10 protein-coding genes are annotated in these 9,822 nt (G+C 42.1%); 1 reads left to right on the top strand and 9 read right to left on the bottom strand.

Features of this window, described 5'->3' with window-relative positions:
• The 5 genes from QAS77_RS07825 to QAS77_RS07805 all read right to left on the bottom strand — a co-directional run.
• Positions 1–1,112: cysteate synthase (locus tag QAS77_RS07825; protein WP_305064795.1), on the bottom strand; the 1,112-nt coding region annotated here is incomplete at its 3' end.
• A gap of 189 nt (positions 1,113–1,301) precedes the next feature.
• Positions 1,302–1,535, bottom strand: coding sequence for a cytochrome b5 domain-containing protein (locus QAS77_RS07820; protein ID WP_250867901.1), 234 nt, complete (start codon positions 1,533–1,535; stop codon positions 1,302–1,304).
• Between the two features lie 47 nt (positions 1,536–1,582).
• Positions 1,583–4,450 (bottom strand): PAS domain-containing sensor histidine kinase, encoded by a 2,868-nt coding sequence (locus tag QAS77_RS07815; protein WP_305064797.1) that lies wholly within the window; start codon positions 4,448–4,450, stop codon positions 1,583–1,585.
• A 12-nt stretch (positions 4,451–4,462) separates the two neighbouring features.
• The gene (locus QAS77_RS07810) at positions 4,463–5,464 is read right to left on the bottom strand and encodes a PAS domain-containing protein (protein WP_305064793.1); all 1,002 of its coding nucleotides are present in this window, start codon (positions 5,462–5,464) and stop codon (positions 4,463–4,465) included.
• Positions 5,465–5,559: 95 nt separating this feature from the next.
• A complete protein-coding gene (locus QAS77_RS07805; RefSeq protein ID WP_250867898.1) occupies positions 5,560–6,699 on the bottom strand; it encodes an aldo/keto reductase in 1,140 nt (379 codons plus the stop codon).
• Between the two features lie 119 nt (positions 6,700–6,818).
• Here QAS77_RS07805 and QAS77_RS07800 point away from each other — a divergent pair, with 119 nt between their 5' ends.
• Positions 6,819–7,415, top strand: coding sequence for an IMPACT family protein (locus QAS77_RS07800; RefSeq protein ID WP_250867897.1), 597 nt, complete (start codon positions 6,819–6,821; stop codon positions 7,413–7,415).
• 44 nt (positions 7,416–7,459) lie between these two features.
• Here the strand turns inward: QAS77_RS07800 and QAS77_RS07795 are convergent, their stop codons facing one another.
• The 4 genes from QAS77_RS07795 to QAS77_RS07780 form a co-directional block, all read right to left on the bottom strand.
• A complete protein-coding gene (locus QAS77_RS07795) occupies positions 7,460–8,140 on the bottom strand; it encodes a class I SAM-dependent methyltransferase (RefSeq protein WP_305064791.1) in 681 nt (226 codons plus the stop codon).
• Positions 8,141–8,398: 258 nt separating this feature from the next.
• Positions 8,399–8,578, bottom strand: coding sequence for a hypothetical protein (locus tag QAS77_RS07790; protein WP_305064790.1), 180 nt, complete (start codon positions 8,576–8,578; stop codon positions 8,399–8,401).
• Positions 8,579–8,741: 163 nt separating this feature from the next.
• Complete coding sequence (locus QAS77_RS07785; protein ID WP_305064788.1) at positions 8,742–9,326, bottom strand: metal-dependent hydrolase; 585 nt, start codon at positions 9,324–9,326, stop codon at positions 8,742–8,744.
• 195 nt (positions 9,327–9,521) lie between these two features.
• A partial coding sequence (locus QAS77_RS07780; protein WP_305064787.1) for a SufE family protein occupies positions 9,522–9,822 on the bottom strand: 301 nt, incomplete at its 5' end.

Genomic DNA, 9,822 nt, shown 5'->3' with positions numbered 1-9,822 from the left:
GTAATGTTCAGAACAATACTGTCATTGGCCTTTATCTCGCCTTTTTCCAAAGCTTTCATAATGGCTGCACAGGCAATTGCAGGAGCAGGTAACAGGTCAATGCCTTCGTTCTCTTCAAAGAGCTTTCTTGCCTCGTCAGCTTCTTTGTTCGTTATTCCGTAGATAATTCCATTAGTATCATCAAGTGCATCCTTCACGCCACCGGTGGCTCCGTATGGTGGTTTTCTGTTGAACAGCACATCATCGTACATCTCTTCCGGACAGTTCCCATTGGTCTCTTCGCCTGTCCACATTGAATAAAGCGGTGCACATGGTAGGTTTTGTGCAAGATGAAGGCGTGGCATATTATTCCCGAAACGACCATCCTCTATTAGCCTCATGGATGCTTCCCAGGCGGATATACCACCAGTACCGCTTCCGACAGCCTGGAAATAATGCTGTGGTAGGCTCTTTGTAGTGAGAACAGCATCAAGCATCACGGTTCCCATTCCATCGCGTCTGGCAACGTTGCGTGCTCCGCCTTCACTGACAAAACCATCCCTTGATGCTATCTTTTCTGCCATTGCAATGGCCTGGTAGTAATCACCATCTACCGTTACCGTACAGACCGAAGATGTATCCTCTTCAGTTGTCCAGAGCCGATGGGTACTGTTCTTTGGAACTATGAGCAATAATGGATATCCTGTTATTGATGCTACATAGGCAAATGCCCTTGCAGTATTGCCTGCAGATGCCACAACAAGCACCCTCTTCTCATTGCGTTCCATGAGGCGCTGTATGGTTGGGAACGATTCAAGGTCTTTAAAACTGCATGTTCTTATGGCACCCTCCTTTTCAGGCCAGTATCCATTGAAAGTTATATTCAGATCGCTTAATCCCAGTTCTTTTGCAAACCCTTCGCTTTTGTAGGTCACAGGTCTGCCGGACCCCTTCTTGATTATGCCGTTTACAGGCAGCCAATCGTAATATCTCCATATTCCCGGCATATCGGTTGGCTCGATCTGCTTTTTGAAGTATTCGGTACGTGGTAATGCATCATCATCAGGGCAGTGTAATGCGTATGGGTCACGAACTTCTCCGCATCCGGGGCATTTCACAATATATTTGTTCATGGGTGCAAGTCGGAAAATATGTTTATATAACTTTTCATTAAAAGGGCAAAAATTGCCTTATTGTGAATCTATTGTGGTTGGGAATGTACATTTCGGACACAATCGTTCAAAAAAATGCTGCCCGCTCTTGAGTTTATTACCCAGAACAAAATAAAATGAGGCTACCAAAGCCTCGAAAAAAAGAAGGTTTCAGTCCTTTAAAATTCCCACTACTGTGAAATCTTCCAGTACATCATCATCATGGGGTGCATCTTCCTGGTCCTCGGTAAGGTCAATGCCTCCGTCATGCATTCCCTGATGGTCGCCGTCCTCCCATAACATGCTATCGGTTACGTCATAGACCTTCCCCTTATATGCAAAATAGCATTTTTCTCCATCTTTGCCGTTGTATTTTGCAAGTTCCTCTGTTGTGAATTCTTCCATTTGATTCCTCCCATTTTTCTATATCTTTACTATGTCCTAATAATTATTTATGCTTTTTTCAATGTGACCCAGAACATACTACCTTGTCCTTCAGGATTATCTTCCACACCAACCTTTCCTTTATGCAGGTCAACTATCCTTTTTACGATAGCAAGTCCAAGGCCGCTTCCCTTTATACTCTTGTTTCCCACACGTTTGAAACGCTCGAATACCAATGGCTTGTCTTTGTCGGAAATGCCTTCGCCTGAATCAGTGACCGCGATCTTACAGTTGTCGTCCGCATCTTCAATTCGGACCCCTATGTCCCCTTTGTCAGATCCGTATTTCAATGCATTTGATATTAAATTGACGAAAACTTCCTCTATCATTGGATTTGCAAGTGCAGTGCATGCCCCTTCCGAAATTATCCTGATATCCACACCTTTTTCTTCTGCCTGATACTCAAAGTTGGCTATAATGCCATTTATCATATTACCAACATCAATGGCTTCAAACTCCAGATCATCGGTAGATTCCAGTTTGGCAAAAGCTGCTGTACTTTCAATAAGTTCAATAAGATTTTTGGTACTGAGATCGATCTTTCCCAATCTTTTCAGCTTCGTTTCATCATCTTCTGAAGAAAGCATCATGTATGTATATCCACTTATCACAGTCGCGTGGTTCAAAAGGTCATGTCGCATGATGTCTGTAAAGATATCTTTGAGTTCATTTGAATGCTCAAGTTCTTCAGAGTATTTTTTAAGCAGTTTTTCGGACCTGACACGTTCTGTGATATCAAGGATGGCTCCAATAAGTCCTAACGTTTCTCCATTCATATCCGTGAAGACCGATTTGTGGAATATCACATCTTGTCTGCTTTTTGTCACTGGATTTTCGACCTGACTTTCATATATCTGGATTCCTCCATTGGCCATGAGTTCCATATCCATTTCGTGATATTTATAAGCAAGATCATTTTGACAAAGCTCATATACACTTTTTCCAATAATTTCCTCTTTCTTATGAGCTGTCATATCTTCAAAAGCTTTGTTACATCCGATATATAGTCCTTTTTTGTCTTTATAGAACATCGGTGCAGGTGTAGCGTCCATCAGTTCCTGGAGGAAATGAAGCTGTTTTTTCAATTCGTTTTCTGATCTCACGCGCTGAGTAATGTCAAGGATAACTCCTATAAGTCCTGCAGTTTCTCCATTCATGTCAGTGAAAACTGACTTATTGAAAAGGACATTACGTTCTGTCCTATCCCCTCTGTAAACGACTTCAGATTCGTATGTCTGTGTTCCGCCGTTCTTCACAAGTTCCCGGTCCATATGGTGGTATTCTTCAGCCTGCTTTTCATCATATACCTCATATGCGTTCTTTCCTACCATATCCTCACATTTTGAACCGGAAAATGTCTCAAAGGCCCTGTTGCAGCCAAGATAGTTCCCATTCCTATCTTTATAGTACACAGGTGCAGGGATCGCTTCAAGTAGTTCCTGCATGAAATGGGCGTGCTTTCTTTGGGCTTCCTCTGCCTCTTTACGCTCTGTTATATCGAAAACTGCGCCGATCTGTCCTGCAACGTTACCATCTATATCTGTGAAAATAGAATTGTTAAAAATAACTGCGCGGTTTTGTCCGGAAACTGATCGCAAGTAGTACTCGTATGTCTGAGTCCCTCCCTTTTCAATGAGCTCCGTATTCATCTTATTGTACTTCTCTGCGATATCTTTCTCGTACAGCTCATAGACACCTTTTCCGATCATATCCTCTTTTGGAATGCCTGTGAATTCTGCAAAAGTATCGTTGCATCCAAGGTAGATTCCGTCCTTGTCTTTATAGAATATTGGTACTGGAATGGCATCGATAAGTTCCTGCATGAAATGAACTTGTTGTTTTTTCACCTTCTCGGCTTCTTTTTGCCTAGTGATGTCATTTCCAATTGCAATTGAGCCAATGGTCTCGCCGCTCTCATCAAGAAGGTCCCGTGAATTCCATGATATTATGCGCTTATTTCCATCTTTTCTCTTGATCACGGTTTCAAATCCTGATACCTTCTGTCCTTCGTTTATGATGGCAGTAGCTATGGCGAAGATCTCATTTCTATATTTTTTATCAGGATATAAGAGATCCCATATTTTTGTGGTTCCAAGTACTTCTTCCCTGGAATATCCACTTATGGCCTCTGCAGCATTGTTCCAAACAATTACCTCTGCATCCTTGTTGAGGACATTTATCAAGACATCTGCACTTTCAATGATGGTCTGCTGGAATTGGTTAAGTCTGTACAGATCTTCTTCGGCAAGTTTTTTCTCTGTAAAATCCTGCACTGTAAAGGTAACTCCTGCCGAAGGGTCATTAACATCGATAAGTGCAAATGTCATATAGATATCTCTGATATCCCCGTTTTTGCAAACCCATTGTGATTCTATTAATCCCGGTTTCTTGCTATCGATAATTCTCTTCAGTTCTTTGCCGACACGTTCATATTCTTCACGGCTTGGATATAGGATCTCAGTATCCTGTCCGATAAGTTCATCCTTTGTATATCCGAACATTTTATACAGTTTGTCATTGACATCGAGGAGCTTGCGTGCCCATGTGATTCCTATTCCGGTTGGTGTTGCCTGGAATATACTGCGAATATGTCGCTCTTTCTTCTCTTTTTCCAGGGCTATCCTTTTCTGTTCGGTGATGTCCTGTGCGGTAAAGGTCATTCCTACTTCGGGATCGTTGGGATCTACAAGGGCTACTGTTAGTAGCACGTCAATAGGTTTTCCTTCCTTTTTTCTGAGCTTTGTTTCGACAGTTACCGTTGTTCTGTCTTTTATAAGCTTAATAAGCTCAGTACCAACTTTATTGTACTCCTCTTCGGAATCGTAACATATCATTACGTTCCTTCCGATGAGCTCTTCTCTTGAGTAGCCTACAATGTCACAGAATCCCTAATTCACATCTTTGAATACCCTGTCCCAGACAACACCAATTCCGATCGGTGTGGCAAGGAAGATACTTCTATTCTTTGCTTCCTTTTCCCTAATGGTCCTTTCAGCAAGCTTTTTCTCAGTGATATCCTGCATTGTGAAAATATACTCTTTTGAAGCATCTTCAGGGTCCGCAAGAGCAAAATTAAGCAGTATATCTATTATCTGCCCGTTCTTCCTTTTGAAAGGATACTCTACGGTAGCTATTCGTTTTTCAGTTAGATTGGTGTATATCTCTTTCCCGGCCTTTTTGTAATCTTCATTGGAAATGTAGAATCTCTGGGTATCCTGTCCTATCATTTCTGATCGTTGGTATCCTGTCATACGACAGACTTCATCGTTCACTTCCAATATCTTCCGACCAATGACTTTTCCAATTCCGATTGGAGCCACATGCAATATACTGTCTGAACGGGCCTTCTCTTCTTTCAGGGAAGCTTCAATTTCCTTTCGTTCCTCAATTTTCTTTTTTAGGTCCTCGTTTGCCTTTGTCAGTTCAGCGGTCCTTTCATCAACAAGCTTTTCAAGATGTGTGCGATATGTCCGCAGATCCTCTTCCGTGAACTTATGTTCTGTTATATCTCTGAGAACTCCAATTATGCCTGCTGAGCTGCCATCTTTATTGCTCTGGAACTGTGGCAGGGTTTCCATCCAATGCGGATTTCCTTCGCTATCGACCAATCTGAAAGTTGTATTAAAAGCTCTACGACTTTCCATCGTCTTATGGAAATCATCAATGAGCCTTTCACGATCATCCGGGTATACGTGGTCCTCAAAATGAGTGTTCTGTACATCTTTAGGATCGATCCCATAGTGATTCATCTGTGGGCTGATATAGAGCACAATTCCTTCTGAATTCACTATGTAGAGTATATCACTTGTATTCTCTATGAGGAACTTGTATTTCTCTTCCCCCTTGTTCACTAGATCTTCAATAGAGACAAAACGACCGTTTTCTGTCATTGATGTTGCCTACCTTTCGGCGAACTACTCAGTTAACAATATTAATCTTCAAGTGTGTATATACAGTTCACTTTAATTATATATGAAGTGTTCTGTCAATCATTTTCCTCCAGAACTTCCACAACCCTTTTCAGCATCTCCCGTATCCGAATATGCTGCGGACAATGTTCTTCACACAGCCCACATTCCGTACACATGGAGGCTGCTTCTTCGGGGGGTACGAACAGACCATATTGGAAACTCGCTTTCTCAACATTGCCATACATCGAGGCACTGTTAAGATAGGTAAATGCGGCTGGGATATTCACCCCTGTTGGGCATGGCATACAATATTTACAGTTGGTACAATTGACTTCCATTTTCTCATTGTAGAACTTGCGTACCCTTTGGAGAACTTCTTTGTCATTGTCTGTAAGCGAATTTGCTTCTCCTTTCTCAGCATAGGCAATATTCTGCTCCACCTGCTCAAAAGTGCTCATTCCGCTAAGAACTATGCTTATTTCCGGCTGGTCCCACAAATACTGGAAACACCAGTTTGCAGGGGTGCGTTTTATCTTGGCACTGTCCCAGATGCGCTGTACTGTTTCAGGCACCTGTACGAGATTTCCTCCCCGTAAGGGTTCCATTATAGCTACATCTATTCCCTTTTGTGCAGCATATTGAAGTCCCTGCTTTCCTGCCTGGTAGTCCTCATCCATGAAATTGTACTGTATCATGCAGAAATCCCAGTCGTAGCCATCTATGATCTCTTTGAATACCGTGATATCGTCGTGGAACGAGAATCCGATATATTTGATCTTTCCACTGGAAATGGCGCTTTCAATGAATTCGAACATGCCAAGCTCTCTCATCTTGTTCCAGTATCCTCTGGTGAATCCATGCATGAGGTAAAAGTCAATATGGTCTGTCTGAAGGCGCTCCAATTGATCATCAAGGAATCTGTCCATGTCCTCCCTTGTTTGCACAAGCCATAAAGGAAGCTTTGTGGCAAGGAGCACCTTGTCCCGAAGGCTGTTGGCAAGTACCTTTCCAACAAAAGGTTCGCTCATTCCGGCATGATATGGGTAAGCGGTATCAAAGTAATTTACTCCCTTTTCAATGGCAAATTCGATCATTCTGGTCGCTTCTTCCTCATCGATCTGATCTTCTTTTCCATCGATCACAGGCAGTCTCATGCAACCAAATCCAAGGATCGAGACCTTTTCATCTGTATTGCCAAATTTACGATATAACATACAATCCCTCTATTTTATGTATAATCAATTAATTCTTGGGTATAGTTCTCTATCCGTATGTATCCTGTCTTTCTAAATGGTTGATGTTATTACTATTCATTAATTGCGATGGTGTTGAATTGTATAAAACAGTAGGTTCTTTTGCAGTTGTCCGAAAAGAGTTCCGGAACTCTACCTTCATAGGTCATGTGAGGTCCATCGATAGTGAGGCGGAGGCAAGGACCTTTATTGATCAGCTCAAGGGACAGTACAGTGATGCCAATCATAATGTTTCGGCTTACCTGATAAAGAATGACAATGCTCTGGTGGCGAAATATGATGATGACGGAGAACCTGCCGGAAGCTCGGGAAAACCTGTTTTCAAGGTGCTGGAGCTTAAGGGGTTGAGCAATACGGTGGTCGTGGTCACCCGTTATTTTGGCGGTATCAAACTGGGATTCGGCGGGCTTTCAAGGGCTTACAGGGAAACAGCAGTTGCCGCAATTGAGGAAGCCGGAGTAGTTGAGGTCCATGAGATGGTGGATGTGGTGGTCCGCCTTGATTATTCTGATATGCAGTCTGTCAAAAGGCTGGCTGAGGAATATGGACAGGTCACCGGGGAGGATTATAGTGATGTGGTCAAACTATCCGTTAAGGTGAGAAAGGGTGAGGAAGATGGTTTTGCAGACAAGCTCATCAATCTGACCAGGGATAGGGCAAAAATAGTGAAAATGTGAGCTCTGTCTGTGAGGCTGGAGTATATTTGATGTATTACTCTCTGTCATTTGATGGCATAGAAGCCTGCCTGCATGTATGATGTCCAGAAAAGCTCACATGTGGTGAATCCGGTCTCTTTTAGCAGTTCAAGGTGCTCGGAGATCGTTATCGGAAAATAAGCGGTGTTGAATCGATCCAGGTTCTCTTCCACAGCAACACTGTCCTTTCCACATTCGAGCTGGAATCTTCTCAATCTGTCCATGACGATCTCTATCCCTCTTTCCGTTGCAGGTGCGGTATTCTCGAACGTTACGAAAATGCCGCCCTTTTTAAGCATTTCGTAGCATTTTGCTGTGGTGTTTACCCTTTCTTCCCTGTTCAGGTAGTGATGGGATTGTATCGCTGTAACAACATCACATTTTGGTACTTCGGATAAAGGCAGGTCTGCGGTGGTATAATTTGTGAATTTGAACCGTTCAGCCTTATATTTTCCAAGTCTGGTCTTTGCATATGATAGCATTTCTTCGGAAGGGTCGTTCAGGTAAAAGTTGCACTCATCAAATGTCTCATTTGCAAGCTCAATTAAAGACCCTGTGCCACACCCAGTGTCAAGCCATACCTCACAATTAGGTTTTGTTGTTCTGATAAGGTCGATGATCTCCTTTTGGAAGCTGGAATAATGGGGTATTGTCCGGTGTATGTTCTTCTCGTAGTGTTCCGGTGTAAATATTGTGCTAGTGGTCATGAAATCCCCTCTTTTTTTCTTCCTGTTATCAATGATATACGATATTATTTATGGCTATTTTTGGGAGGATATTTCCCGGCATTTCATATATATTCTATATACTGTGCACCCTAATCTATATTATATGCCGATAAAGTATTTTCCTGAGCACGAAGGCGGTAGTTTCAAGTTCCCTAAGGTTTCAATTAAAAAAGATTTTTCGGGATCAGATGAGTGATCCCCTAACTGCATTATTTTTGATGAGATCGAAGGCATCCCTTAATTTCCATCAACTATGTCCTCTGCAGCTGAAGATTTGCAGGAACCGCCCGGGCAACTGTAGAGGCCCATGGACATGGAATGTTCACCACTAACAAAAAGAGCATTAAAAACCCTGTCTGCAAACCTTCCTGCGACAACCGTAAATGAAGGGATATTTAGACCAATTACACGACTCATTGTATTATCACCTATGACCATAAGTTATTCTTAATACTATCTAACAATGTCGTCAATTTATTACTAAAAGTAATAATACGTTGTTGCTAGTTCCGGCATAGCCCTGACAAGCTTATGTCTTTTATCCCAAGACAGTCCCTCTGATATCCCTTATACGATGAGATCACTTTTCGGACCTATATCTGAACTCAAAACCAAGGTGATCCAATGCGAACAATGCTATCATCATCACAACAAAGAGAAAGAAGACCAATGCATAGGATGCCAGCAGATATCGAATAAAATCAACCCTTGCAACTCCTGCATCCATATACGAGAACACACTGATCGCTCTATTGGATATTGGATAAAAATAATTTATACTGCCTCCGGCAAGATCATCCAGTAATAGATGTGCAAGGGATGCAGACACGGCAAAAATCCCCATATATAGAGCCTTGCCAAATTCCCGATATAGCATATATCCAATAAATGTTCCGAATAGGATCGCAGAAGAGCTGAAAAACAGTGAATGCGTTGGTATCGGTCCGACCCAGGAGTGTTCCATGGTACCATTTACAAGGATATTATAAACAGCCGGGATGTCCGGGTACAGTGCAAAGAATGCTCCTACAAACAGCAGCAATAGGATCTGCACGATATTTCTGGATGAAATATCTCTGCGAAGGAGAGCTACAAGGGTTGTATAGACTGCTATTGCACAGATGCAGAACACGAAGAACATAACATGCGCAACTGGATATGGCATATTAAAAGATAGAACGCCAGAGGGTATAAGATTATCTGATATGTGCTGGTGGGGTGTTGAATTGTTTTCCTACCGGTCTAATGAGAATATTAAACGCTGCAGGTCAGCGTATCCGGGTGCCAGACGAGTGAGCCCTTTATTGTTCTATTTTTTGAATATATTTTATTTCTACAGAGCCATATGTTCTGGAATTTTTTAATTTTTTGAACAGTTCAAATTAGCCTCTTTTGTAGCTACCTCTTTTATAGCTACCTCTTTTATCCTATTGATGATCGACTCAAGTCCATTTGATCTTGCAGGCGAGAGATTTGACTTCAATCCAATCTTGTCAATAAAATACAGGTCAGCATCTAATATCTCCTGGGGATACCGATCGTTCACTACCTTAGCTACAAGAGCAATGATCCCTTTGGTTATCATGGCATCACTATCGAGATCAAAGATCAATTTGCCATTTTTATTGTAGCTTCTAACCCAAACTTTGGATTGGCATCCG

Source organism: Methanococcoides sp. (assembly GCF_030594565.1).
GTDB classification, from domain to species: Archaea; Halobacteriota; Methanosarcinia; order Methanosarcinales; family Methanosarcinaceae; genus Methanococcoides; species Methanococcoides seepicolus.
This window is presented reverse-complemented; position numbering and strand designations above follow the sequence as displayed.

Coding starts and splice junctions, on each gene's coding strand:
- QAS77_RS07785 (WP_305064788.1), bottom strand. CDS start 9,326: ATGCCATATCCAGTTGCGCATGTTATGTTCTTCGTGTTCTGCATCTGT.
- QAS77_RS07795 (WP_305064791.1), bottom strand. CDS start 8,140: ATGACCACTAGCACAATATTTACACCGGAACACTACGAGAAGAACATA.
- QAS77_RS07810 (WP_305064793.1), bottom strand. CDS start 5,464: ATGACAGAAAACGGTCGTTTTGTCTCTATTGAAGATCTAGTGAACAAG.
- QAS77_RS07820 (WP_250867901.1), bottom strand. CDS start 1,535: ATGGAAGAATTCACAACAGAGGAACTTGCAAAATACAACGGCAAAGAT.
- QAS77_RS07790 (WP_305064790.1), bottom strand. CDS start 8,578: ATGAGTCGTGTAATTGGTCTAAATATCCCTTCATTTACGGTTGTCGCA.
- QAS77_RS07805 (WP_250867898.1), bottom strand. CDS start 6,699: ATGTTATATCGTAAATTTGGCAATACAGATGAAAAGGTCTCGATCCTT.